A 24,962-nucleotide genomic window follows, 5' to 3' on the forward strand; every position below is an offset into this window, starting at 1 on the left:
GCCCGTCGCGCTACGGCGTCGGCATGCCCCCGTCGACGTGGAGCGTCTCCCCGACGACGTACGACGACTCGCCGCTCGCCAGGAACACGTACGCCGGCGCGAGCTCGGCCGGCTGCCCCCAGCGACCGAGGTACGTCTGCTCCCCGGCGGTCGGGAGGTCCTCCGGCTTCTGCCCACCGGCAGGCTGCAGCGGGGTCCAGATCGGCCCGGGTGCCACGGCGTTCACGCGGATGCCCTTCGGTGCGAGCTGCGCCGCCAGGCCCTTCGCCAGGTTGTTCACGGTGGACTTCGTCGCCGCGTAGTGCACGAGGTGCGGGGACGGAGCGTACGCCTGGATCGACGTCGTGTTGATGATCGTCGACCCCGGCTGCAGGTGCGGCACGGCGGCCTTCGTGATGCGGAACGTCGCGTAGACGTTCGTCTTGAAGGTCTCGTCGAACTCGTCGTCGGAGATGTCGACGATGGAGTCGACGTTCTGCTGCTTGCCCGCGTTGTTCACGAGGATGTCGAGCCCGCCGAGCTGCTCCACCGCGTCGGCCACGAGCTGCTCGCAGACCTCGAGCGAGGTGATGTCGCCGGGCAGCGCGATGGCCTTGCGGCCGGCGGCCTCGATGAGGGCGACGATGCGGTCGGCGTCCTCCTGCTCCTCGGGCAGGTACGAGATGGCCACGTCCGCACCCTCGCGGGCGTAGGCGATCGCGACGGCCGCGCCGATGCCCGAGTCGCCGCCGGTCACGAGCGCCTTGCGGCCCTCGAGTCGGCCCGAGCCGCGGTAGGTGTCCTCACCGTGGTCGGCGGCCACGTTCTGCGCCATCTCCGCGTCGGTCCCGGCACCCGGGAGGTACTGCTCGTCGGGCTTCTTGTCGGCGTACATCGTGGTCGGGTCCTGCTTGCTGTACTGGTCCGTCATGGCACCGACGGTACGCAGGCGGTCGCCTCCGCCCGTCCAGGCGCCTGTCCCCCGGTGCGCGACCCGGACTGCGTCCGCCGGTGCTCGCCTCCCCGGCGCCATCACGCTCACATCGCGCCCCCGGTCGGACATCGCGCCCCGCCGTGACGGGGCGCGATGTGTGCCACGGGGCGCGGAACGGGCGGTGGTCGGGAAGGCCGGACTGGAGGCACGGTGCGGCCCCGGCGGGCGGGTCAGGCCGGACTGGAGGCACGGTGCGGCCCCGGCGGGCGGGTCAGGCCGGGTGGGCGGCCAGGAACGCGTCGGTCTCGGCCCGCGTGGGCGCCGTCGCCGGACCGGGTCGCGACACCGCGACCGCGGCGGCGGCGTTGGCGCGGCGGACCGCGTCCAGCAGGGCCTCGCCGCGGGACAGCGCCGCGACGAGGACGCCGCCGTGTGCGTCCCCGGCACCGTTCGTGTCGACTGCCTCGACCGTGAACCCCGGCACCAGGATGGGTCCGTCGGGCAGCGACGGATCGGCCACCCAGCACCCGGCACCGCCGTCACGGACCAGCACCGTGCCCCGCGCGACCGCGGCCATGGCGGTGACCGCCTGGCGGAGGTCGGCTGATCCCGGGGACGTGAGCCGGGCCTCCCGGGCGTTCGTGGACACGATGTCCGCACGCGCCGTGACGGGGGCGACCACCTGCGGGTCGAGCGTGTCGACCAATGGCGACGGGTCGAACACGACCCGCACCGATGCCGGGATCGTCGGAATCCAGTCCGCGATCGCGCGACCGTTGACGGGGTGGGCGAGGCCGTATCCGGACACGAACAACGTGTCGTCGTCGCGCAGGTCCACCCTGGCGAGCTCGGCCGGACCGAGCCGTCCCTCGGCACCGACGCTCGTCACGAAGGTCCGCTCGGTGGACGCGTCGACGAGCGCGACGCAGTACCCGCTGTCCTGGTCCGGGATGCCGGGCTGCAGGACCTCGACGTCGGCGTCGGCGAGCGCCCGGCGGACCACGGCGGCGAACGGGCCAGAGCCGTACTGCCCGGCGAAGACCACGTCGAGGCCGTCCCGGCGCGCGGCCACCATCGTGTTCAGGCCACCTCCGGCCGTGATCTCGGACGACGACGCGATCACGTCGCCGCCCGGGTCCGGCAGCTCGCCGACACGCATCACGATGTCGACGATGACGTTGCCGACCGAGACCAGACGGGGCATCAGGCGTGCTCCGTCGCGGGCAGCGGAGCCGACTCGTCGGCGGGTGCGTGCAGGGCGCCCTTCGGACCACCGGTGAGCACGTAGACCGCGGCGGCGACGATGAACGTGACGATCCAGCCGAGACCGTTCGCACCGATCCAGGTGCCGGCGAAGGCGCCGACGAACACCGGGTCCGCGTCGCCGACCTGCACGCTCGTGAACAGGAAGCCGACGACGATGGCGACGGCCCAGGCGACGACCGCCCGCCACGCGATGCCGCCCGAGTACCAGTAGCGGCCGCCGGCGCGGAGGTCGAGCAGCGCCTCGGGGTCGTACCAGGTGCGACGGACGATGTCGGCGATGAAGACGCCGAGCCAGGCCGTGATCGGGACGGCGAGCACCGAGATGAACGTGATGAACGGCGCGTAGAACCCGTCGGCGACGAGCATGAAGTACATCGCGCCGAGGAACGTCACGACCACGTCGACGGTGACGGCCCACACCCGGGGCACCTTGATGCCGAGGGTCAGCGTGGTGAGGCTCGCGGAGTACACCGACAGGTGGTTCGACAGCAGCAGCCCGCCGAACGCCGCGATCAGGTACGGGACGGCCATCCAGCCGGGGAGTAGGTCGCGGATCGCGGCGACGGGGTCGCCGGCCTGCGCCAGGGTCGGGTCGCCGGCGGACACGAGCGCGCCGAGTCCGACGAGGACCACGAGCGGGATGCCGGCTCCGGCGGCGCTCGCGCTGACGAGCTTGCCGGCGCGCACGCTCGTCTTCGAGTACCGGGCGATGTCCGCACCCGCGGTCGCCCAGCCGATGCCGGTGCCGGCCGCGATCGTGCCGATCCCGATCGCCATCGCGGCGAACGGTCCGGCGGGGGCGCTGCCGACGACGTGCCAGTCGACGCGGACGACCAGGAACACGGCGACGAAGACGTTCAGCGCACCGAAGACCCACGTCGCCCACTTCTGCACGGCGACGATGAACGCGTGGCCGAGGCCGGAGATGAGCACCGTCGCCACGACGAACACGAGGATCGCGACGATCGTCAGGACAGGGTTGTGCTTCGCGTCGCCGTCCGTCCCGAACAGGATCGTGAACAGCGACAGCAGCACGAAGGCGGCCGTCGTGGTGTTCACGGTCTCCCAGCCGAGGCGGGAGAGCAGCGAGACGAAGGTCGGCCCGATGTTGCCGCGGACGCCGAAGACCGCCCGGCTCAGGGTCAGGCCGGGTGCACCGCCCCGACGCCCGGCGATCGAGATCACCCCGACCACGGCGAACGAACCGGCGGCGCCGATCACCGCGACGAGCAGCGCCTGCCAGATGTTGAGGTGCTGGAAGGCCACCAGGGTCGCGCCGAGGGGCAGGCCGAGGATGGAGATGTTGGCGGCGAACCACACCCAGAAGAGTGCGCCGGCCTGCCCGGTGCGTTCGGCCGCTGGTACGGGTTCGATGCCGCGCTGCTCGATGCTGGTGAGCGTTCCCGAGCTCGGGGTGTCGGTCATGGTTCCTCTTACGTCGTCGGAAGGGTTTCGGGGCCGGGCGGTGGCTCGTGGGGGTCGCCACCGACCGGGGCTAGTGGCTGCTGGCCGCGCGGAGCTCCAGCAGGGGGGAGACGGCGTCCGCGAACCGGATGCCGTTGACGGACTCGACCTGCGCGACCGCCTCGGGGGACCATGCCGACGCCCCGTGCACGGCACCGAGCACCGCGCCCGCCATGGCCGCGATCGTGTCGGTGTCGCCACCGGTGCTCGCGGCCGTGCAGAGGGTCTCCCAGGGGTCGAGGTCGAGCGCGACGAGGGCGAGCGCCGCCACGACGGACTCCTGGCTCGCGACGCTCGTGCCGATCACGCCGTCGATCGCCGCGATGCGGTCCGCCGCTGCCACCGTCGGCAGCCATCCACGGGCCCAGGCGGTCTTGTCGGCGATCGAGGCACCGGCGATCCAGTGCCCGCGCCGCTCGCCGATCCGGGCGGCGGCGACGGCGACGTCGAGCGCCTCCGCGCGGGAGGCACCGTCGATCCCGGCGCTGACGGCGGCGGCGACGGCCGAGGCCCCGGCGATGCCGAGTCCGGTGTCGTGGGTGACACGGGACGCGTCCTGCACGGCGTCGACGAGGACCTCGAGGTCGTCGGCCGACGTGGTGATGCCGACCGGGGTGATGCGCATCGCGGCACCGTTGGTGGTGCCCGTCGAGCCCGCCTCGGATGCGGGGACACCGTCGAGGATGCGCTGCACGGCCGTCTTCGTGCTGGGACCGAGCAGGTCGAGCGACCCCTTGGCCGCCATCCCGCGCTCCCACTCGATGAGCGCCTCGGCGAACCGCGTCGGGTCGAGTCCGCCGTCGCCCTCGACGAGCAGTCGTGCGACGAGCACGGCCTGCTCGGTGTCGTCGGTGATGCTCGCGGCGGGCATGCCGTGCGCGATGCGCTGTCGGGGGCCGGCGTCGACGAAGCTCGTGATGCGGCCGTGGTCCTCGCGGATCTGCTCCAGCGACATCGACTGGGTCGGCATCCCGAGGGCGTCCCCGATCGCGAGGCCCTGGAACGCGGCGAGGGCGTGGTCGTGGGTCGTGCTGTCGGTCATCGTCATCGTCCTTGTCCGAAACGCATGTGGATACGGAAGCGCTCGGGGTCGAGCAGGCTGTCGACCGCCTCGACGAAGGCACCGTCTGCCGTCCGTGCGACGCGGCGGCTGTGCAGGAACGGCGTGCCGGGTGCCCGGTCGAGCACGGCCGCCTCGTCGTCGTCCAGCGGCCGGACGTCGATCCACTGCTCCGCCCGGGCCGGCACGAGCCCGGCGGCCTCGATGGTGGCGCTCAGTGATCCGTCGACGAGGCCCTCCTCGACGGCGCGGTCGAGGCGACCGATGCGCGGGACGAGACTGCGCTCGTAGGACACCTTCGGGCCGTCCACGACGGAACGAACCCGGTCGACCGCGACGAGCGCGGGGTCGGCGTCCACGAGGCTCGCGAGCTCGGCGTCCTCGATCCGCTCGATCCGCAGCGTCGAGGCGCGCACCTCGGTGCCGCTCCCCGCGATCGAGCGTGCCCAGCCGGCGCGCGGGTCGAGCGCCGCACCGTCGAACGTGACCACCGAACCGATGCCGCCGTGGGTCGCGATGTACTCGTCGTCGGCGAGGTCGGCGAGCGCCGCACGGACGGTGCCGCGGCTGACCGCGTAGCGCTCGGCGAGGTCGTGCTCGCCGGGGAGGCGTTCCCCGGGGACGTACCGGCCCGTCGCGATCGCGTCGCGGAGGGCGTCGGCGACGAGGCGTCGCTTCGATGAGACGGGCATGGTGGCGACCATACATGTACAAGACCTGTCCAGTCCAGGGTGACCTGGTCGGAAAGGTCACGGTCCGGTCACTGCCAGGCTCCGATTCGGTAACACCCGTCGTCCAGGCAGCCTCGACGTCGTACCGTCGAGTGGTGACCTTCCGGACCGTGCTGGCGTTGAGCGCCGCCGTGCTGGCCTTCTCGGCCGGCACGTTCGTCGTGGACGGCGCGTCCGGCGTCGGCGCGGCACCGGCCTCGGCGGCCGAGGTCGCCCCGGACACCGCGCCGCGCGACGACCCGGCGCGCGTCACGACCGCGAAGCTCAAGCGGGTCGACTCGATCGAACTCGATGCCGAGTCCCTGGTGTTCCGCCGCGGCGAGAAGACCGTGGTCGAGGCCTCGATGCGGGACTCCCGCACCACCGTGAGCCTGCTCAACCGCCTGCTCGGCACCCCGTCCCGCACCCAGACCGCCGAGGGCGACGGCGGCGCGTGCTTCCCGTCCGGCACCACCTACACGTGGGGTGGCGCGATCCGGGTGGCCGCGCTGACCACGCCGGCGCAGGCGGGCAACGCGGTGGAGGTCCGTGTCCTGCGCGATGCCGTGCGTTCCCGCTTCGGCGACGACGTCGAGCTGACCGGACCCGACGGCGTGCAGGTCGGCGACGACATCCACGACGCCATCTCGGACGCCCCGAAGGCCGACCGGATGTCGTTCGGCTCGGACGAGGCGAAGGCCTGGCAGCTCCTGCTCGAGGAGGGCTGGGCCCCCGAGGACGACGCCGACGCCGCGGGCACGAACGGCGTCTCGGCGCTCACCGACGACACCACGGTCACGGTGCTCGGGTCGCCGATGCCGGTGCACGCGCAGCGCACCTGCTGACCCGGTCCCCGGCGACACGTCCGGCGTATCCGTTCAGCGGCGCGTCCGTTCAGATCCGGAGCGTGGCCACGACCGGGAAGTGGTCACTCGCGAACCACGTCTCCGGTCCGTCGTGGTCGATCAGAACGCGGTCCACACCGGCGATCCCGCGCGTGAGCACCCAGTCGATGCGCTCCCCCGAGTCGACCGGCGGTTCCCAGTCGTTGAACGTTGCGGTCCGGTCCTCCGGGTCACCGCCGACCACCCACGCGTCGTCGTAGCCGGCGTTCGCGAACACCGTCGACGCCGTTCCCGCACCGGCCGGCTCGTTGCAGTCCCCAGCGACGACGACGGGTCCGTCCGTGGTGCTGAGGCGCTCGACGATGAGTGCCGCGCTCTTCGCCCGGACCTCGTCGCCGTGCGGGCCGACCTCGTGGTCGAGGTGCGTGGTCAGCAGGGTGAACGGGTCCCCTTCGGCGTCGAGGAACCGGGCGTGGTTCGCGACCCGGGGGAACAGGCTCCCCCACGTGTTCGAGACGGGCTCGTCGGGGGTGTCCGACAGCCAGAAGGTCCCCTCGTCGAGCGGACGGAGCCGGCTGCGGCGGAAGAACACCGCGGCGTGCTCCCCCGCCGTGTCACCCTCGCGCCCCTGTCCGACGTCGCCGTGGTCCGGCAGTCCGGCCCGGAGGTCGTCCATCTGGTGGGCGAAGGCCTCCTGCACGCAGACGAGGTCGGGATCGTGCCGGCGGATCACGTCGAGCAGGACGGGGAGCCGGGCCGGCCAGTCGTGCGCGGGATCCGGGTTCTTGATGTTGTAGGTCATCAGGGTGATCGGACGCGCTGCGTTGCTCACCCCTCGAACCTACCGACCTCGGTGCGCAGGGGACCGTGACCCGCCGGAGTGCGAGGACCCGGTCAGTTGATGCAGACGCCGTCCTTGCCGTAGCTCTTCACGTCGGTCGACGACGGCTTCGGCTCCGACGACGCGGACTTCGACGGCTTCGACTCCGACCCCGCGGACTCCCCCGACGACGGCTGCGACGCCGCACCACCGGGAGCGGCCGGCGCCGTGGCGGTCTTGCCGTCGGTCCCCAGCACGAGCGTGACACCCGTCACGGCGGCGGTCCGGACAGGTACGGCTCCCGGCACGGCGGCGGCGAGCGCCTTCGCCTGGGCTTCCTGCCCCGCCGGGTACTGGATCTGCGTCGTCTTCGTGGTGTCGGACGAGCCCGGGGCGCCGACCTGGAAGCCCCGCGCGGTGAGGTTCGCCCCCGCGGCGGCTGCGGCGCCCGTGATCCCGCTGCCGTTCAGGACCGTGACGGTCGTGGCGGCGGGCTGCGCGGCCGTCGCCTTCGTGTACTCCTCGGGCTCGCCGACCAGGCTCTGCACGAAGGCGGGGAGCCCCACGGTGTCGATCTCGACGATGGACAGCGCCGAGCCGTTGACGTAGATGGTGGGGGTGCCGAGCGTCGGGATGGTGGCCGACTGGATGTTGCCGGGCCGCAGGTTCCGCATCTGCGTGGCGAGGTTGACCAGGTCGGTGTCGGTCTGGATCGAGCCGCCCACGGCGCCGAGGATGTTGTTCATCTTCACCGGGTTGAGCAGGGTGCCGGCGGAGAGCACCTTGCGGGCCTCCTGCGACAGGAAGTACTGCTGGCGGATGTTCCGGTCGAGGTCGCCGTTCGGCAGCCCGTGGCGCTGGCGCACGAAGGACAGCGCCTGCTTCGCGTCGAGCGTGGACTTCCCCGCGGGCAGGTCGACGCCGGAGTACGGGTCCTTCGCCGCCTGGTTGAGGCAGACGTCGACCGGCCCGAGCTCCTTGACGACCTGGTAGAAGCCGAGCAGCGAGACGCGCACGTAGTGGTCGATCGTCAGGCCGCTGAGGTTCTGGATCGTCTGGATGAGCAGCTTCGCCCCGCCGGTGTCACCGCGGCCGTTGAGGGTGCCGAAGTAGAAGGCGCTGTTGAGCTTGCCCTTGCCGACGCCGGGGATGTCGACGTACGAGTCGCGGGGGAACGAGATCATCGTCCCCTGGGTGCCGTCGGCGTTGATGTGCAGGACGATCATCGTGTCGGTGTTCGTCGCACCGCCGTCGGACTCGGTGCTGAGCTCCGCCATCTCCTCCGGCGTCGCGTTGTCCGGCCGGTGGTCGTCGCCGACCAGCAGGATGTTCTGCGCCTGCCCGTCGACGTCGTCCTTGTCGGACTTGTTGCCGGCGATCGCGTCGATCTTCGTGATGCCGGTCGAGAGCCGTCCGTACGCGAACGCGGCGTAGCCGCCGCTCAGCAGGAGCCCCATGGTGAGCACGCCGGCGACGGCGGGCAGGATGACGCCGCCACGCCGTTTCTGGCGGCCGTGGCGAGGCGGCGTGAAGCCGCGGCGGCCGCGGCCGGTCGTCTGCTCAGGGTCGTTGCTCACCCGGAAACCATAACTGCGATGCACGAAGTGGACATGAAACGGCCCTGGAAGGTCGCCGCGATTCCGCCGCACCGGGACGCACCGGTCACGGACGGGAGGCACGGTGCCAGCTGGCACCGTGCCTCCCGTCCGTCATCCGGTCGCGTCTACGACGCGAGCTCGGCCTTGTTCGTCTCGCGCGCCCGGAGGACGGTCACCCCGGTGATCGCGGCCGCCGCCATCACGTAGAACGCGGGGGCGAAGGTGTTGCCCGTCGCGGTGATGAGCCAGGTCGCGAAGTACGGCGTGATGCCACCGAACAGGGCGACGCTGATGTTGTACGCGATGCCCATCGAGCCGTAGCGGATGGCCGTCGGGAACAGCTCCGCCATCGCGGCACTGACGGCACCGTCGAACGCCGCCATGAACAGCCCGAGCAGGACCATCGCCCCGGCGGCCGCCCAGAAGTTGCCGGCGTTCATGAGCATGAGGGTCGGGTAGGTGAGCACGAGGAACCCGCCGCAACCGGCGAGCATCACGGGCTTCCGGCCGATCTTGTCCGAGAGCAACCCGAAGAACGGCACGAGACCGGCGATCACGATGAAGCCGATGACCACGACGCCGTAGGACACCAGCGGCGAGTACCCGAGGTCGGCCTGCAGGTAGGACGGCATGAACGTCTGCAGGATCCAGTGCCCGACGGCCTTGAGGACGACGAAGCCGACGCAGAACAGCAGCGCCTTCCACCCGGTCCGGAGCGAGCGTCGGAGCGGGTTCTTCGCGAGTTCGCCCTTGGCCTTGAGGGCGCGGAACTCCGGGGTGTCCTCGAGCTTCGAGCGGAGGTACAGCCCGACGAGGCCGAGCGGCAGTGCGATGAGGAACAGCACACGCCAGCCCCACGACTCGAGCGCCCCGTCACCGGCGATCGCCGTGAACAGGAAGACCAGGCCGCCACCGACGATGAACGCGGCGAACCCGAAGACGTCGATGAAGCTCGTCACGAAGCCGCGCCGGTTGGACGGTGCGAACTCGGCGAGCAGCGTGGTCGCCCCGGCCCCCTCGCCACCGGCTGCGAAGCCCTGCACGAGCCGGACCACGACGAGCAGGATCGGAGCGAGCAGTCCGACGCTCTGGTAGGTCGGCAGGATGCCCATCACCGCGGTGGCACCACTCGTGATGAGGATGACCGTCGCGAGCGTGGTCTTCCGGCCGACCCGGTCACCGAGCGAGCCCCAGAACAGGCCGCCGAGTGGACGCATCACGAAGCCGGCGCCGAACACCGCGAACGCGGAGAGCAGTGCCACCTGGGGGTCGCCCTGCTTGAAGAAGTACAGCGAGATGACCGTCGCCAGGGTGCCGTAGAGGCCGAAGTCGAACCACTCGACGAAGTGCCCGACACCCGCGGCGACGATGACCTTCCGCATGCTCTGGCGGCGGGCGTCGTCGCCCAGCGCTGCGCGGACGTCCGGACTGGTGGCGGCGTCGGGGGTGCTGGCGGCGTCGGCGCTCGTGCGCGTTCGGGTTCCGTCGCTCATGGGTTGACCTCACACTTCGTTGTCGAGAGTTCGTTGACGATAGCACTTGCCGGGCACACTTTGCCACACAGTGGGAATGTCTCGCCAGCAAGTGATACCGTCGCCGCCATGCAGTCCCGTGAACAGCACCACGACGTCGTGGTCGTCGGAGGCGGTCTCGCCGGTGTGAGCGCCGCCGTCGCCGCCGCCCGCCTCGGCTCCAGCGTCGCCCTCGTCACCAACCGCCCGGTCCTCGGCGGCAACTCCTCGAGCGAGGTCCGCGTGTGGGTGGTCGGCGCCACCGCCCACGGCACGCAGCGGTTCGCCCGTGAGACCGGGATCATGGGCGAGCTCTTCCTCGAGAACCAGTACCGGAACCCGCAGGGCAACGCGATCTACTGGGACCAGGTGGTGCTCGACCTCGTCCGCGCCGAACCGAACGTGCACCTGCACCTCAACACCGACGTGCGGACGGTGGTCACCGACGGGGACCGGATCACGTCCGTGACCGGCTGGACCATGGGCTCCGAGATCGAGACCACCTTCACCGCGCCGGTCTTCCTCGACTGCACCGGCGACGGCCTCGTGGGTGCCCTCGCCGGGGCCTCGTACCGGATCGGCCGCGAAGGACGCGACGAGTACGGGGAGGAGTGGGCACCGGAACGGCCCGACGACGAACTGCTCGGCAGCTCGATCTTCTTCTCCACGCACGACACCGGCCGCCCCGAGAAGTTCGTGCCGCCCTCGATCGCCGTCGATCTGGCGAAGACCCCGATCCTGGCGAACCGGGCGATCAAGACCGGCGACAACGGCTGCAACTACTGGTGGATCGAGTGGGGCGGCGAGCTCGACACCGTCACCGACAACGAACGCATCCGCGACGAGCTGTGGGGCGTCGTCTACGGGATCTGGGACCACATCAAGAACTCCGGCTCGTTCGACGCCGACTCACTCACCCTCGACTGGGTCGGCGCGATCCCCGGCAAGCGCGAGTACCGCCGGTTCGTGGGCGACCACACCCTGACGCAGCAGGACCTCCTGTCACAGCGAACCTTCCCGGACACGGTCGCGTTCGGCGGCTGGTCGATCGACCTGCACCCCGTCGAGGGTGTCTACGCCGAGACCGCCGGCGCGCAGCAGCGGTACACCGACGGCACGTACGACATCCCGTTCCGCTCCCTCTACTCGGCCGACGTGGCGAACCTGCTCTTCGCCGGCCGGAACATCTCCGCGTCGCACGTGGCCTTCGGGTCCACCCGGGTGATGGCCACCTGCTCCACCCAGGGTCAGGCGGCCGGGACCGCGGCGCACCTCGCGGCCCGGCACGGCGTGACCCCGCGGGAGCTCGGCACCGACCACGTCGCGATGCTGCAGCAGACCTTGCTCCGCGAGGACGCGCCGCTCGTCGGGGTCAGGGCGGTCGACGGCGCCGACCTCGCGCGGCGCGCCAGGATCAGCGCGAGCAGCGAGCTCACCGCGCTCGACACCACGCCGTGGACGACCGACGACACCTTCGCACTCGACCGCGACGTCGCGATCGTCCTGCCCGCCGACCCCGCACTCTGGTCGTTCGCGCTCCGGACCGTCGCCGATGTCGACACCGAGCTCACGATCGAGCTCTGGACCACCGGGAAGCCGCAGAACTACGCGCCCATCGAGCACGTGTCGACCCACACCGCGAGCGTCCCCGCCGGCGCGGGCGCGGCGGTCGTCGACCTCGGGTTCCGGCCGGACGAGCCGTGCAACGCCGTCGTCGTGGTCCGCCGTGCCGCCGGGGTCCGCCTGCCCCTGACCGACGGACACCCGTACGGCGTCCTCGCGCTCCGGGCCCGGTCGGCCGAGGACGACCAGTTCGACGACCACATCCCCGAGGAGGCCGACCAGCCCGTGACCGACTGGGAAGCGCGGGCCCTGCGCGGACGCTCCTTCGCGTTCACCGCAGCCGGTGCGTCGGACGCGTGGCGCGCCTCCCGGATCGCCGACGGCTACCAGCGTCCCTTCGGCGGGCCGCACCTGTGGTCGTCGGAACCGGGCGACGGCGTGGCCACGCTCACCCTCGACTGGGCGGAGCCCGTCGACGTCCGCGAGGTCCGCATCGTGTGGAACGACGACGTCGACGCCGACCTCATCAACCTGCACCACCACCGCACGCCGTGGGACGCCGTCCCGACGCTCGCCCGGGACTACCGGGTCGAGGCGTGCGTCGACGGAACGTGGCGGGAGCTCGCGACCGTCACCGACAACCGGCACCGGCACCGCGTGCACGACGTCGCACCGACGCGCACCGCGTCCCTGCGCGTCGTCGTCACCGCCACGAACGGTTCGCCCTTCGTGTCGGCGAGCGCCGTGAAGGTCTACTGACCCACCCGCACCACCCGCAGCACCACCACCGATCAAGGGAGATCGCCATGCGCCTGCGCACACTGACCATCGCGACAGCCGTCGCGCTGTCACTCACCGCCCTCGGGGCGGTTGCCCCGGCGGTCGCCGCGACGAACGCCGCCGGTCCGACCGCCGGCACCGCCGTGATCCACGCGAACCCGGGCAACCCGACGGCACCCACCGCCACCGCGCACACCGTGTCGGCGAACGGCACCGCCGTGCCGGTCAAGGCCGAGTCGGTGAGTGGCACCTCGCACGACGTCGCGATGTTCGCCAAGGGGACGGGCACCGCGACCGTCAGCGTCACGATGCCGGGTCTCGCCGCGTCGGCCACGCCGGTCGTCACCCCGCGGACGCTCGCGATCGCCACGACCCGCTCCGGCGACACCGTGACCTTCACGATCCGCGACGCGCACCCGCTCGTCATCGAGACGCCCGGCGTCCGCGCGCTGTTCCTCTTCGTCACGCCGGAGGAGACCGCGGTGCCGTCCGCCACCGACTCCCACGTCCTGTACTTCGGCCCGGGTGAACACGACGCCGGCGTGATCCGTCCGGCATCGGGCCAGACGGTCTACCTCGCGCCGGGTGCCCTCGTGCACGGCCGCATCGACGGCGACGGCGTCACCGGTGTGCGGGTGCTCGGGCGCGGGATCCTCGACGCCGGGGCGGACACGTCGCGGACCGACAAGACGATGGCGATCCGGTTCCACGACAGCTCGGACATCACGGTGTCCGGTATCGGCGTCCGCAACGCCCAGTGGTGGCAGACGCTGTACATCCGTTCCTCGGGCATCCACGTGTCCTGGCTGAACCTGATGGGCACGCTCATCAACAACGACGGCATCGACACCGACGGCGTGCAGGACATGACCGTCGAGCACAACTTCGTGATGAGCGGCGACGACGGGTTCGGCTGGCACGCCCTCGACGCGGCCACGAACGGCGAACCGGAGACCCGCGGCCTGCACGCCACCGACACCACGTTCTGGAACGTCACCGGCGGCAACCCCGTCCGGTTCGGCTCGTCCATGGAGACCGAAGTGTTCACCGATATCTCCATCACGCAGTCGTACGTGCTCCGCGCGAAGGAGGTCGCCCTGAAGTTCGACGTGCAGGACTGGGCGACGGTCTCGGACGTCACCGTGGACGGCTTCCACGTGGAGTCGCAGCCGGTCGGCAAGCAGGCCATCGTGCTGCAGGTCCTCAAGGGGCAGTACTCGAACGACACCGGGTACCGCGACGAGCGCGGCCGGATCACGGGCATCACGATCCGCGACTTCACCGACGTCACGGCCGACCCGGTGACGCTGTCCGGGTGGGACGCCACGCACGGGATCTCGGGCGTCGCCTTCGAGGACGTCGTGCTCGGCGGTGTGCCCCTCACCGCGGCCCAGGTGCGGACGAACGCGTTCGTCAGCGGTGTCACGGTGTCCTGATCGACTCCACGGGACAGAATGGGCGGATGGCCACCACCCCTCCGAACCAGAGCATCGAGCGCGCCGCGGCTGTCCTCGGCGCGCTCGGTGCTGCCGACGGGGCGATGCGCGCCTCCGACATCGCTCGTGCGATCGGACTCGGGACCTCGACCACCGGACGGCTCCTCGCCACGCTGGAGTCACTCGAGTACGTGCGCCGCGACCCCGAGTCGCAGGGGTACTCCGTCGGCCGTGCGGTGCTCGAGCTCGCCAGCCAGGGGCTCAACCACAACCCCGTCCACCGCGAGAGCCGGGCCGCCGCGCAGGAGCTCGCCCACCGGATCGGCCTCACCGCCAACGTCGGCGTGCAGGACGACACGGCCTGCATCTACCTCTGCCACTTCGAGGGATCGCTCGCCCCGAAGTCCCACACCATGATCGGGATGCGGCAGCCGCTGCACGCCTCGGCGCTGGGCAAGGCGCTCATGCTCGACCTGTCGCAGTCCGAGCGGCAGGCGTTGCTCGGCGAGGACCTCGCGCGCTACACGGACCACACGATCACCTTGCACGACGAGCTGACGGCCGACCTCGAGGCGTCGGCGAAGCGTGGCTGGTGCGTCGAGAACCAGGAGGTCGCGCTCGGGCGGTTCTGCATCGCGGCGCCGATCCGGAACGCGTCGGGGCGCATCGTGGCGGCGCTCTCGATCTCGGGGCGGGTCACGCAGCTACGGGACCGGGACATGGATTCTCTCGCCGAGGACCTCATCGAGGTGGCCGACCGCATCAGCGTCGGCCTCGGCATGATCAGCGCGGTCGCGCACTGACGGCCTGGCGCGTGTCGGGCCGGTCGGGCCTGGTCAGCAACCTCCGCGCGAAAGCGACAGAATCCGGCCGACTGTTCGCGCCAATCTGTCGCTCTCGCGACAGCGTCCGTGGTCGACGACGAGAACTGTCGCTTTCGCGACGCAGGTGGTGACGCACTGACGGCCTGGCGCGCCCCGCTCGGCGGCGACGCGGAGCGTTGCGCGGGGCGCGCCGACCGAGCCTGCGAGGGAGGACGTGGCGGGGCCGCCACGTTCCTCCAGGCCGTCAGCTGGTCGCGCTGGTCGCGCTACGAGCGCGACGGGAGCAGGTGGATCGCCTCCATGGCGAGCTCGGCCGCGATCGGGTCCTTCGCGAGGACCGCGTCCTTGAGCTTCGCGAGCTCGGGCAGGACCACGTCGGCCGGGATCAGCTCGGCGAGCTCCGGCACGCGGAGCTTGAACGCCAGCCCGTCCGTCGTCGACTTGCAGAGCTGCTCGAGCGAGGGGTTGCCGCAGTGGTCCGCCCACATCGAGTAGATCGCGGCGCCGTTCTGGGCGACCTCGCCCTGGTGCTGCGCCTCGACCTGCGCGGTGACGTCGTCGAGCATCTTGACGACCTTCTTGCGCTGCGCGTCGGTGAAGCGCGGGGTCGCCAGTCGGACGACGCCGCCGTAGATCACGCCGAGGGTGCGGTACGCGTCGAGCAGCTCGTCCTTCGCCGGGGCGGCGACCCGGGTGTACCGGTTCGGCGCCATCTCGATCAGTCCGGCGCGGGCGAGCTCGGCGAGGGCTTCGCGGATCGGGGTCCGGGAGACACCCAGCCAGGCGATGAGGTCGTCGTCGTTGAGGCGCTCGCCCGGCTCGAGGGTGCCGTCCATGATCGCGTCCCGGATCTTGTCCTGCACGGTGTCACGGAGGAGCTTCCGCTCGGCGGCGGGCTGCGTCGAAGGAACTGGCATACGCCCAGCGTGTCACATGTGATGGTCTGCGCGCGACAGGCGCGACGGCCACCACGCGCGCCGGCCCAGGTCGTGCGCCAGGGCGGGGACGAGCAGGGACCGGACGACGATCGTGTCGAGCAGCACGCCGAACGCCACGACGAACGCGATCTGCACCAGGAAGAGGATCGGGATGACCCCGAGGGCCGCGAACGTCGCCGCGAGGACGACCCCCGCCGAGGTGATCACCCCACCGGTGACGCCGAGGCCGCGGAGGACGCCCTCGTGCGGACCGTGCCGGAGGGCTTCCTCGCGGACGCGGGTCATGAGGAAGATGTTGTAGTCCACCCCCAGCGCCACCAGGAAGACGAACGAGTAGAGCGGCACGGACGGGTCCGCCCCGGGGAATTGGAACACGTGGTCGAACACGAGGGCACCCACCCCGAGCGCCGCGGCGAACGACACGATGACACTGCCGATCAGGACGAGCGGCGCGACGATGCTCCGGAGCAGCAGCATCAGGATGAGCAGGATCACGGCGAGCACCACGGGGATGATGAGCGTGCGGTCGCGGACGCCGGTGTCGTTCGTGTCGACGGCCGTGGCGGTGGCACCGCCGACGATCGCGTCCGGGTCCACCCGCTCGACCGCGGTGCGGAGGTCGCGGACGGTCTGCTCGGCGGCGTCGGAGTCCGCCGGGTCGGACAGGGTGGCCTCGAGCAGGACGTCGCCGCGGGAGACGGTCGGGGTCGCACCGCTGGCCTGGTCGAGGGCCACGGTTCCTGACGGGGCGTCCTTCGCCGCCGCCACGACGCTGTCCACACCGTCGACCGAGGTGATGGCGTCGGCGAGCTCGTCGACCTTCGCCGCCGAGCCGATGACCTGCGCCGGACTGCCCGAGCCGCCCGGGAAGTGGTCGGCCAGCACGTCCTGACCGTCGCGGGCCTGCGAACTCCCGATGACGAGGTCGCTCTGCGGCACGCCGTCGGCCTTGAGCCCGACGAGACCGGTGCCCATCGCGAGCAGCCCGACCGTGCACACGATCCAGACGACCCGGGAACGCCGGGACACGAGCCGGCCCACCCGCGCCCAGAGCCCACGGGCATCGGGGCCGGTGAGGACGGGGTGCGCGCTGCCGTACGCCGGGCGGAGCGGCCAGAACGCCGCGCGTCGGAAGGCCAGCAGGAGTGCGGGCAGCAGGCTCAAGGCGGCCAGCAGGCTGAACGCGATGCCGATCGCCGCGACCGGACCGAGCGCCTTGTTCGAGTTGAGGTCGGAGAGCAGCAGGCAGAGGACGCCGACGATCACCGTGCCGCCCGAGGCGAGGATGGGTTCGAGACTCCCGCGCAGGGCCGCCTTCGTCGCACCCCACCCGGTGCGGTGGTCGCGGAGCGCTTCCCGGAACCGTGCCGTGTAGAGGAGCGCGTAGTCGGTCGCGGCGCCGATGACGAGGATCGACAGGATGCCCTGCACCTGGCCGTTCACGGTCACGATGTCGGCCTTGGCGAGCCACCACACGACGAGGATCGAGGCGCACAGGGCGAAGGTCGCGGTGCCGAGCACGAGGATCGGCAGCAGCGGTGATCGGTAGACGATGATGAGGATCACGAAGACCGCGGCGAGCGCCACCCCGAGCAGGATGCCGTCGATGCCCGCGAACGCCTCGGTCAGGTCGGCGGTGAAGCCGGCCGGGCCCGTGACGTACCCCTGCACGCCGGACGGCAGGGCGTCGTCGACGTCGGCGCGGATCGCCTCGACCGCGTCGCCGGTGTCCGCGTCCTGCGTCAGCGTGGCGACGATCTCGACCGCGTCACCGTCCTCGCTGGGGATCGCCGGGCTGACCCCCTGCACGTCGTCGCGCTTCCCGAGGTCCGCCGCCAACGTGCCAGCGGCCCGCTGGTCCGACGCAGTCAGCCCGCCGTCGCGCTCCAGCACGATGATCGCGGGCGCTCCGGATGCCTGCCGGAACTCCGACGCGCGCTCCTGCAGCTTGGTGGCGTCCGCCGAGGCGGGGAGGAACGAGGTCTGGTCGTTCGTCGAGACCTCGGAGATCTTCCCGAAGTAGGGGCCACCGACGGAGGCGATCGCGAGCCAGGCCACGATGACGAGCGCGGGGAGGACGATGCGGAGGAAGCGGGACACGACCGTGAGCGTACTCCAATAGTCAGCATGCTGATTACTAGACGAGCCGCAGGAGCCCCGCCCGTAGACTCCATCCATGCGCGACACCCCCGACGGATGGCCACTCGGCCGTCTCCTGTCGGCAGCGGCACGGGCGGTCGAACGAGACTGGGACGAGCGGCTCCGGGCCATCGGGCTCCCCCACGCGGCGCTCATCGCGATCGACATCCTCATCCGCACGGGCCCGACCGGCGCCGACACCCTCGCCCGCACCGCCCGCGTGCAGCCGCAGACGATGTCACGGACGCTCGAGCGCATGGAACGGGACGGCCTGGTCGAGCGCTCCCCGCACCCCGCCGACCGCCGCCGTCGGATCGTCACCGTGACGGAGCACGGTCGCGGGGCCTGGGAGACGGCCCGGCACATCGAGCGCGACGTCCTGCCGGACGACCCGGCGCTGCGTGAGGCACTGACCGCCCTGCTCGCGCGCGGGGACAGCAAGCCGAACTGATCACCTAGCGTTTGATATACATCATGTCGTAGACTGGCCGCGTCGGCAGCAGGACCGACCCGACCCGCCAGGAGCCCCGATGTCCGAGCGCCGCGCCGCCCGTCAGGCCGCCGAAGCAGCAGAAGCCGCCGCAGCCGCACCGATCGACGCACCGAAGCGGAAGCGCAAGCGGCCGTTCCTCGTCGCACTCATCGCCTCGCTCGGCTCGCTCGTCGGCATCGCCGCGGTGGTCGCCGTCGTCGCGAGCGTCTTCGTCGGCGGTCTCGCCCGCAGCTACGACGCCGGCAAGGACGTCATCGCGGACCCGTTCCCGACCGGTTCCCGCCCCGCACCGTCAGCGGGCGCGCAGAACATCCTGCTCATCGGCTCGGACTCGCGATCGAACTACAACCCCGACGGCGACCACCAGAAGCTCGACATCGGCGGCCGCTCCGACACCCTGATGCTCGCGCACGTCCCGGCCGACCGGACGGGCGTGTACCTCATGTCGATCATGCGTGACTCGTGGGTCGACGTCCCCGGTCACGGCATGGCCAAGATGAACGCCGCGTACGCGTGGGGCGGCGTCCCGCTGACGGTGCAGACCGTCGAGCGGCTCCTCGACGTCCGGATCGACCACGTCGCCGAGATCGACTTCGAGGGCTTCAAGGACATGACGGACGCCCTCGGTGGCGTCACGGTGGACTCGCCCAAGGCGTTCGAGGCCCGGGGACACACGTACGCGGCCGGTGCGAACCGCCTCGACGGCGATGCCGCCCTGGCGTTCGTCCGCGAGCGCTACTCCTTCGCCGACGCCGACTACACGCGTGTGCAGAACCAGCAGGCGTTCATGCGCGGCATCCTCGACGGCGTCCTCTCGAAGGGCACGATCACGAATCCCGGTCGCATCCAGGACTTCGTGACGGTGACGAGCAAGTACCTGTCCGTCGACGAGGGCCTGACCTTCCAGACACTCGTCGGCCTCGGATGGTCGTTGCGCGACGTCCGCCCGTCCGACCTCAGCACGTTCACGATGCCCACCGCGGGCACGGGGACGTCCCCGGACGGCCAGTCCATCGTCAACGTGAACACCCTCGCGGTGCAGTCGCTGTCACAGGCGCTCCGATCCGACGACGTGCCGGAGTGGCTGCAGGAGAACCCGCAGTAGAGCCTCGGTAGCCCGTACGACGACAACGCCCCGCGACCGAGGTCGCGGGGCGTTGCTGCACGGATCGCCGGAGCGATCAGGCGGGGAGCTGGAGCTCCTGGCCGGCGTAGATGAGGTTCGCGTCGTCGATGGTCGACGTGTTCGCGGCCCAGAGCTTGTTCCAGCCGCCGTCGATCTTCAGCTTCGTCGCGATGCTGTCGAGCGTCTCGCCCGAGGCGATCGTGTACGTCTTGCCGCTCGTCTTGACGGGCGCGGGCTTGCTCGGAGCGGCCGGCTTCGGCGCTGCCTGCGTAGTGCTCGGCGCGGCCTGCGTGCTCGGTGCCGCCTGCTGCGGCGCGGCCTGCTGCTGCGGGGCGGCAGGCGCCGGAGCGGCGGGTGCCGGAGCCGCGGCCTGCGGAGCTGCACCGGTGGTGCCGCTCAGCCCGAGCTTCGCGGAGCAGGCAGGCCAGGCGCCCCAGCCCTGAGAGGCGAGGACGCGCTCGGCGACGGCGATCTGGGCGCCACGGCTCGCGGAGGCAGGGTTGCCCGCGCCGCCGTTCGCCTGCCAGGTGCCGAGGGTGAACTGCAGGCCGCCGTAGTAGCCGTTGCCGGTGTTGATCGCCCAGTTGCCGCCGGACTCGCACTGCGCGAGGGCGTCCCAGGTCGAGCCGGATGCTGCGTTCGCGGGTGCTGCCGCGAGGCCGACACCGGTCGCGGCGATGCCGGCGAAGGCCAGGCCACCGACGATGGTGCGGGTACGGGAAAGCTTCTTCATGGTTGATACTCCAAGCAGTTGCGGGAGCGCCACCGAGGGTGGGGGTCTCGTGCCGGGGGCGCCTCGGTCGGCCACCATAGGAAACTCTTGACTGTTATCAAACCGAGACCAACGGTTCTACCCATCGATGCTATGTACCCCGGCGGTGAACCTGTACGCGTCGATCGCCGCGTGCGCGGCGATCGCGGCGTACCCGGGTACGCCACCTTGGCAGTTCCCTGGCAATGACGGCCTGGAGGAACGTGGCGGCGGTGATCCGCGCCTCCCGTCCGCCGTCCTGGTCACCTCCGGGACAGCAGCGTGACCGCTTCCAGGTGCCCCGTCTGCGGGAACATGTCGAGCACGCGCGCGCGCCGCAGGCGCAGCGACGGCATGCGCGCGAGGTCCTTCGCCAACGTCACCGGGTTGCAGCTGGAGTAGACCACGTGCTGGACGTCGGACTCCTCGAGCCACGTCGACAGCGTCTCGCCGATCCCGCGCCGCGGCGGGTTCACCACGACGAGTTCCGGGAGCACCTCGGGACGGGATCGGAGCGCGTGCTCGGTCGCGTCGTCGGCGGCGAACCGGACCCCCTCGAGCCCGGCCTCGCGCGCGGACTGCTTCGCGGACCGGATCGCCTCACGGCTGGTCTCGATCCCCGTCACCGAGCGCCCCGGACGCGCGGCGTGCAGGGCGAACCCGCCGACGCCGCAGTACAGGTCCCACATCGAGGCGGGCGACACCTCGTCGATCCACGCCGACGCCTGCGCGTACAGCTGTGTCGCCACGGTCGTGTTGGTCTGGAAGAAGCTCTGCGGTCGCAGGTGCATCGTGACGTCGCCGAGCCGCATCGACAGGGTCTCCTGGTCGGTGAGCACGACCTCGCGCTCGCCTTCGGTCACGGCCTTGTGCTCGGGCAGCAGGTTCGCGGTGACGACGACCGCGTTCGGCAACACGCGCTGCAGTGCCCCGAGCTGCTGCCGGAGCCGTGGGAGCTGCCCCTCCGAGCGCAGGACGAACCGGACCATGAGCTCCCCGTCGGGCGACTCGGTCACGAGCACGTACTTCAGCTCACCCCGGCGTGCGGCGACGTCGTACGGGATGAGGCCGGCGTCGCTGATGAAGTCGGCCAGGACGGGCAGCGCCTGCTGGATGCCCGGGGTGCAGATCCCGCAGTGCCGCAGGTCGACCCCGCGCTGCCGGTGGTCGAGGATCCCCACCGTCGGCTGCTGGACCGTCCCGCCGACGACCATCTTCGCCTTGTTGCGGTACGCCGACTCGGGGCTCGTGATGGCCGGGAGCCACTCGACGCCGCCCGGGCCACCCGACGCCTCCACCGCGTCGTGCAGGAGCTCGCGCGTGCGGAGTTCCTTGTCCAGGACCTGCTCGGCGTACGGCTGCCCCATGAGCGTGCACGATCGGCACACCCCGCGGTCGAAGTAGTCGCACTGCATGGCCGAGTCAGGATACGGCAGCCGCGTCAGCCAGCGCGCACGCGAGGGGGCTCCGCCCAACGCGACCACGCGGCCCGACACACGTCATCGGCACGCGCAGCCAGTTCGCGCATCGCCGCTGAATCCGCCGACGTCGCCGCGGTGATCGCTCCGCACCAGGACGCCACAGAGTCCGATGCCAGGTACCGGTCGTCCGGGTAGAGGTCGGCGATGCTCGACCCCGCCGGACCGATCGCAGGCGTCCCGAGTTCGAGGGAACGGATCGCGATCCCGGACTGGAAGAACCGCTTGTAGGGCACGAGCACGGCATCAGCAGTCGCCATCAGGTCGTCGAGGCGTTCTTCGGACACGAACTCGTCCGTGACGGACCACCCTTCGACCGCAGGCCACCGCCGCCCGATGATCTCCAACCGGTGGGTCGCACCGAGCTGTGCGCCGATCTCGGCGAGCAGCTCGAGGTCTCGATCCGGCTTGAACTGCCCCAGGACCCGCACCACCGGACGCGCGTCGGCTGCCCGAACCCGCGGCACCTCGGCCCGCGGGACGACCGGGTGCGGCAACAACACCGGTACGAGATCGGGGCAGTCCGCCGCGAGGGCCTCTGCCGCGGCAGCACTGTGCACGACGAGTTCGACTCTCCGGGCGACTGCACCCACCCGGCGCGATCGTTCGCCGTAGCCACGAGCGCGTACGAGCGGACGGGGGTCGTGCACGATGAGTGCCGAATCGACACGACGGCCGAGCACGAGGCGCATGAGCAGACGGTCGAGGTGGCCGAGCACCGGCCAGGTCACGATGACCCGAGCCCCGGTGCGGCGAGCCGACCAGAGCGCAGCGACGTAGCGGCGCACCCAGTCGAGTCCCGAGCCGCCGGCGACACTGGGTTCGTCGACGTGCACGATCGACACCGCGCCCCCCGAGGCGCCGATGGCGGCGACGAGTCCAGCACTGTAGTGCCGGAGGGCGCCGCCGAGCGTGTTGACCACGACGACGTCCTGCGCCGTCACCGGTGCACCGGGACGGGCCTGGTCGCCATGTCGGCGACGAGTCGCGCGCTCGTGCCGTGCAGCCATGCGTCGGCGACCAGACGGCCATCGGTTTCGGGCAGTGAAGCACGGACCTGGTCGCGATCGAGTGGCGCCCGGAGTGCGCGTACCAACGCTCTCGACAGACGACCCGGGAACGACGTTCCCGCGTGGTCGAGCACGACGTGGCCGTGGTCGTGCAGCCACGGCGCCAGTCCGGTCTGCGTTGTCGTGACGACCGTGAGTCCGGCGGCGAGGGCCTCCTTGATCGGCAGGCCGATCTGTTCTCTCCAGCGACCGTCCGGGACGGACGGTGCCGCCAGGACGGAACCAGCCTGGAGGATCGTGGCGGCCTCGGCGTGCGGCAACCGCCCGACGACGTGGCGGCTCGACGGCGACTCAGCAGCCCACGACGCAGCCTCGGCCTGCAGCGGTCCGGGGCCGACCATGACGAGACGCGCCCCGGGAACCATCGTCTCCGCGATCGTCCACGCGCGCATGAGCTCGCGAACGCCCTTGCGTTCCTCCATCGCACCGACGAACACGCACGTGAGCGGCGCCGGCTTCGCGGCCGTCGCCGTCGGAGGCGGCAGCTCCGTGGTCGTGGCCTGCTCGATGCCCGCCGTGAACGGCAGGTACGCGTAGGCGGCGCGGGCCGCGTCGCTCGCGAAGGCGATGCGGTCGATCGTCAGGCGTGCGGTCGCACCGATGATCGTCGCGACCGAGTTCACCACCCAGGCGGGTGCTCCACGGCGACCACCGACCAGCGTCGCGAGGTCGTTGTTCTCCATCGCGTACGTCACCACCCGGTGCTTCCGCCAGCGGAGTGCACCCGCCGCCTTGAACCCGACCACGAGCGCGAGGTGCTTCAACCAGAACCGCATCCACAGCGGTTCCGGGACCTCCAGCGTCCGGGCCGTGGTGGTGAGGAACGACCGGAGCGCGGCACCGAGGCTGACCCGGCGGATGCCGTCCGCCAGCGCGGTGCCGGCAAGGTCGTAGTTCGCCCCCAGGTACAGCAGCTCCGCGGGGGTGCCGAGCCGGTGTCGCTCGATGTGCGCAGCCCGCAGCTCGGGCACGATGCGCATGCTCGCGACTCCGCTCATCGTGCGACCTCCTGCATCTGCTCGCGCTCGATACCGGCCTCGTCGCTGATGACCGCCGCGTAGGCATCGCAGACGTCGATCCACGTGTACGCGGTCCGCGCACGGTCGAGGACCTGGTTCCGGATCACGAGCTGCTCGTGCGGGTCCTCGAGCATCGCGATCACGTTGTCAGCAATCGCATCGGGGTCCGGCTGCACGAAGCGGGCGCTCGTCCCGGCGAGGACCTCACGGTTGTAGACCGTGTCGCGCGCAACCGTCGGCGCACCGCAGTGCATCGCCTGCACCAACGCCGGGTTCGTCCCGCCGACGCTGTGCCCGTGGAAGTACGCCCCCGCGTGCTGCCACAACGCGAAGAGACGGTCGTCGTCGGACACGTGACCGAGCCAGTGCACGTTCGGGTCCGCGTCGGCGAGGGCCTTCGCCCAGTCGTCGAGTTCGCCACCGTAGCCGGTGGACCCGACGATCACGACCGGGTGCCTCGCGGCGATCCGCTCGGCAGCGACGAGGAACTCGGGAACGGTGTTCTCCGGCACGAACCGTGCCACCACCAAGGCGAACGGCGTGTCCTCGAGGTGCGCGTCAGCAGCGTGCAGGGGCAGGTCGACCGTCTCGGTGCCGCCGTACGGGATCATCACACCGGTCTCGTCGAACTCGCGTCGCCAGTAGTCACCGATCGCATCGGCGTCGAACACGAGCCGGTCGGCGTACCGGGCCGTGAAGCGGGCACCGGACTTGAAGACGAACCTCGCGAGCCGACCCCACTTCGCCCGCTGCCACTCGATGCCGTCCACGTTCACCACGGTCGGGATCCCGGCGAGCTTCAGGAGTGGGAGCCAGAAGCCGTTCGCGCAGTTCATCACGAGCGCGACGTCCGGGCGACGACGGATCGTGTCGAGGACCGCGGTGAGGCCGTAGCTCAGGGTCGACAACGACTTGGACTCCAGACCACGGGTCGTCCGACGGGTGACGCGCTCGTCGAGGGTCGGGTCCTCGAGCCGCTCCTGCCCCGGACGGCCGTACACCGTCACGTCCCAACCCTCGTCCGCCAAGTGCGGAGCGACGTGCCGCACCGCCGTCTCGAACCCGCCGTAGTACGACGGGTACCCACGCGTCCCGATGATCGCCACGTGCTTCGTCATGGTTGCTCCGTTTCCCTGCTCATTGCAATGAAATACTACA

At 71.2% G+C, this 24,962-nt stretch carries 21 protein-coding genes; 6 read left to right on the forward strand and 15 right to left on the reverse strand.

Features of this window, described 5'->3' with window-relative positions:
• Positions 1 to 10: 10 nt before the first annotated feature.
• The 5 genes from FS532_RS16165 to FS532_RS16185 all read right to left on the reverse strand — a co-directional run bounded on the left by FS532_RS16165 (position 11) and on the right by FS532_RS16185 (position 5,395).
• Positions 11 to 910 carry an SDR family oxidoreductase gene (locus tag FS532_RS16165; protein ID WP_144756632.1) on the reverse strand — a complete coding sequence of 300 codons (900 nt, stop codon included), beginning with the start codon at positions 908 to 910 and terminating at the stop codon, positions 11 to 13.
• Between the two features lie 274 nt (positions 911 to 1,184).
• The gene (locus FS532_RS16170; protein WP_144756634.1) at positions 1,185 to 2,117 is read right to left on the reverse strand and encodes a PfkB family carbohydrate kinase; all 933 of its coding nucleotides are present in this window, start codon (positions 2,115 to 2,117) and stop codon (positions 1,185 to 1,187) included.
• The gene (locus FS532_RS16175; protein WP_144756636.1) at positions 2,117 to 3,604 is read right to left on the reverse strand and encodes a purine-cytosine permease family protein; all 1,488 of its coding nucleotides are present in this window, start codon (positions 3,602 to 3,604) and stop codon (positions 2,117 to 2,119) included. Before FS532_RS16175 ends, FS532_RS16170 begins: the two co-directional genes overlap by 1 nt.
• Before the next feature lie 70 nt (positions 3,605 to 3,674).
• Complete coding sequence (locus FS532_RS16180) at positions 3,675 to 4,685, reverse strand: ADP-ribosylglycohydrolase family protein (RefSeq protein WP_144756638.1); 1,011 nt, start codon at positions 4,683 to 4,685, stop codon at positions 3,675 to 3,677.
• Positions 4,686 to 4,687: 2 nt separating this feature from the next.
• The gene (locus FS532_RS16185) at positions 4,688 to 5,395 is read right to left on the reverse strand and encodes a GntR family transcriptional regulator (RefSeq protein WP_186322096.1); all 708 of its coding nucleotides are present in this window, start codon (positions 5,393 to 5,395) and stop codon (positions 4,688 to 4,690) included.
• A 134-nt stretch (positions 5,396 to 5,529) separates the two neighbouring features.
• On the opposite strand from FS532_RS16185, the gene FS532_RS16190 reads away from it, so the two are divergent.
• Positions 5,530 to 6,258: a hypothetical protein gene (locus tag FS532_RS16190; protein WP_186322097.1), complete on the forward strand. Its 729-nt coding sequence runs from the start codon at positions 5,530 to 5,532 to the stop codon at positions 6,256 to 6,258.
• A 49-nt stretch (positions 6,259 to 6,307) separates the two neighbouring features.
• Here FS532_RS16190 and FS532_RS16195 read toward each other — a convergent pair whose 3' ends face one another.
• The 3 genes from FS532_RS16195 to FS532_RS16205 form a co-directional block, all read right to left on the reverse strand.
• A complete protein-coding gene (locus tag FS532_RS16195) occupies positions 6,308 to 7,090 on the reverse strand; it encodes an endonuclease/exonuclease/phosphatase family protein (protein WP_144756644.1) in 783 nt (260 codons plus the stop codon).
• A gap of 62 nt (positions 7,091 to 7,152) precedes the next feature.
• Positions 7,153 to 8,655, reverse strand: coding sequence for an LCP family protein (locus FS532_RS16200; protein WP_144756646.1), 1,503 nt, complete (start codon positions 8,653 to 8,655; stop codon positions 7,153 to 7,155).
• A 146-nt stretch (positions 8,656 to 8,801) separates the two neighbouring features.
• Complete coding sequence (locus tag FS532_RS16205; RefSeq protein WP_222122009.1) at positions 8,802 to 10,169, reverse strand: MFS transporter; 1,368 nt, start codon at positions 10,167 to 10,169, stop codon at positions 8,802 to 8,804.
• A gap of 108 nt (positions 10,170 to 10,277) precedes the next feature.
• Here FS532_RS16205 and FS532_RS16210 point away from each other — a divergent pair, with 108 nt between their 5' ends.
• From FS532_RS16210 to FS532_RS16220, 3 genes are read left to right on the forward strand one after another with little or no spacing between them, the layout of a single operon-like run.
• Positions 10,278 to 12,509: an FAD-dependent oxidoreductase gene (locus FS532_RS16210; protein WP_144756648.1), complete on the forward strand. Its 2,232-nt coding sequence runs from the start codon at positions 10,278 to 10,280 to the stop codon at positions 12,507 to 12,509.
• Between the two features lie 47 nt (positions 12,510 to 12,556).
• On the forward strand, positions 12,557 to 13,966 hold the full coding sequence (locus FS532_RS16215) for a hypothetical protein (RefSeq protein WP_144756650.1): 1,410 nt from the start codon (positions 12,557 to 12,559) through the stop codon (positions 13,964 to 13,966).
• 26 nt (positions 13,967 to 13,992) lie between these two features.
• Positions 13,993 to 14,769, forward strand: coding sequence for an IclR family transcriptional regulator (locus FS532_RS16220; protein WP_144756652.1), 777 nt, complete (start codon positions 13,993 to 13,995; stop codon positions 14,767 to 14,769).
• A 287-nt stretch (positions 14,770 to 15,056) separates the two neighbouring features.
• Here the strand turns inward: FS532_RS16220 and FS532_RS16225 are convergent, their stop codons facing one another.
• Both FS532_RS16225 and FS532_RS16230 read right to left on the reverse strand, forming a co-directional pair.
• Positions 15,057 to 15,707, reverse strand: coding sequence for a GntR family transcriptional regulator (locus tag FS532_RS16225; RefSeq protein WP_144756654.1), 651 nt, complete (start codon positions 15,705 to 15,707; stop codon positions 15,057 to 15,059).
• A 12-nt stretch (positions 15,708 to 15,719) separates the two neighbouring features.
• Positions 15,720 to 17,828: an MMPL family transporter gene (locus FS532_RS16230; RefSeq protein ID WP_144756656.1), complete on the reverse strand. Its 2,109-nt coding sequence runs from the start codon at positions 17,826 to 17,828 to the stop codon at positions 15,720 to 15,722.
• Positions 17,829 to 17,904: 76 nt separating this feature from the next.
• Here FS532_RS16230 and FS532_RS16235 point away from each other — a divergent pair, with 76 nt between their 5' ends.
• Positions 17,905 to 18,318 (forward strand): MarR family winged helix-turn-helix transcriptional regulator, encoded by a 414-nt coding sequence (locus FS532_RS16235; protein WP_144756658.1) that lies wholly within the window; start codon positions 17,905 to 17,907, stop codon positions 18,316 to 18,318.
• 79 nt (positions 18,319 to 18,397) lie between these two features.
• Entirely contained in the window at positions 18,398 to 19,465 is a 1,068-nt protein-coding gene (locus FS532_RS16240; RefSeq protein WP_144756660.1) for an LCP family protein, read from the forward strand.
• Positions 19,466 to 19,541: 76 nt separating this feature from the next.
• Here FS532_RS16240 and FS532_RS19140 read toward each other — a convergent pair whose 3' ends face one another.
• The 5 genes from FS532_RS19140 to FS532_RS16265 form a co-directional block, all read right to left on the reverse strand.
• Positions 19,542 to 20,219 carry a transglycosylase family protein gene (locus tag FS532_RS19140; protein WP_144756662.1) on the reverse strand — a complete coding sequence of 226 codons (678 nt, stop codon included), beginning with the start codon at positions 20,217 to 20,219 and terminating at the stop codon, positions 19,542 to 19,544.
• A 281-nt stretch (positions 20,220 to 20,500) separates the two neighbouring features.
• Entirely contained in the window at positions 20,501 to 21,652 is a 1,152-nt protein-coding gene (rlmC, locus tag FS532_RS16250) for a 23S rRNA (uracil(747)-C(5))-methyltransferase RlmC (protein WP_144756664.1), read from the reverse strand.
• Between the two features lie 26 nt (positions 21,653 to 21,678).
• The gene (locus tag FS532_RS16255; protein WP_144756666.1) at positions 21,679 to 22,659 is read right to left on the reverse strand and encodes a hypothetical protein; all 981 of its coding nucleotides are present in this window, start codon (positions 22,657 to 22,659) and stop codon (positions 21,679 to 21,681) included.
• Positions 22,656 to 23,783 carry a glycosyltransferase gene (locus FS532_RS16260; RefSeq protein ID WP_144756668.1) on the reverse strand — a complete coding sequence of 376 codons (1,128 nt, stop codon included), beginning with the start codon at positions 23,781 to 23,783 and terminating at the stop codon, positions 22,656 to 22,658. Before FS532_RS16260 ends, FS532_RS16255 begins: the two co-directional genes overlap by 4 nt.
• A complete protein-coding gene (locus tag FS532_RS16265) occupies positions 23,780 to 24,922 on the reverse strand; it encodes a glycosyltransferase (RefSeq protein WP_144756670.1) in 1,143 nt (380 codons plus the stop codon). Before FS532_RS16265 ends, FS532_RS16260 begins: the two co-directional genes overlap by 4 nt.
• Positions 24,923 to 24,962: the final 40 nt, after the last annotated feature.

The sequence above is a fragment of the Curtobacterium pusillum genome, from assembly GCF_007673235.1.
GTDB lineage: Bacteria > Actinomycetota > Actinomycetes > Actinomycetales > Microbacteriaceae > Curtobacterium > Curtobacterium pusillum_C.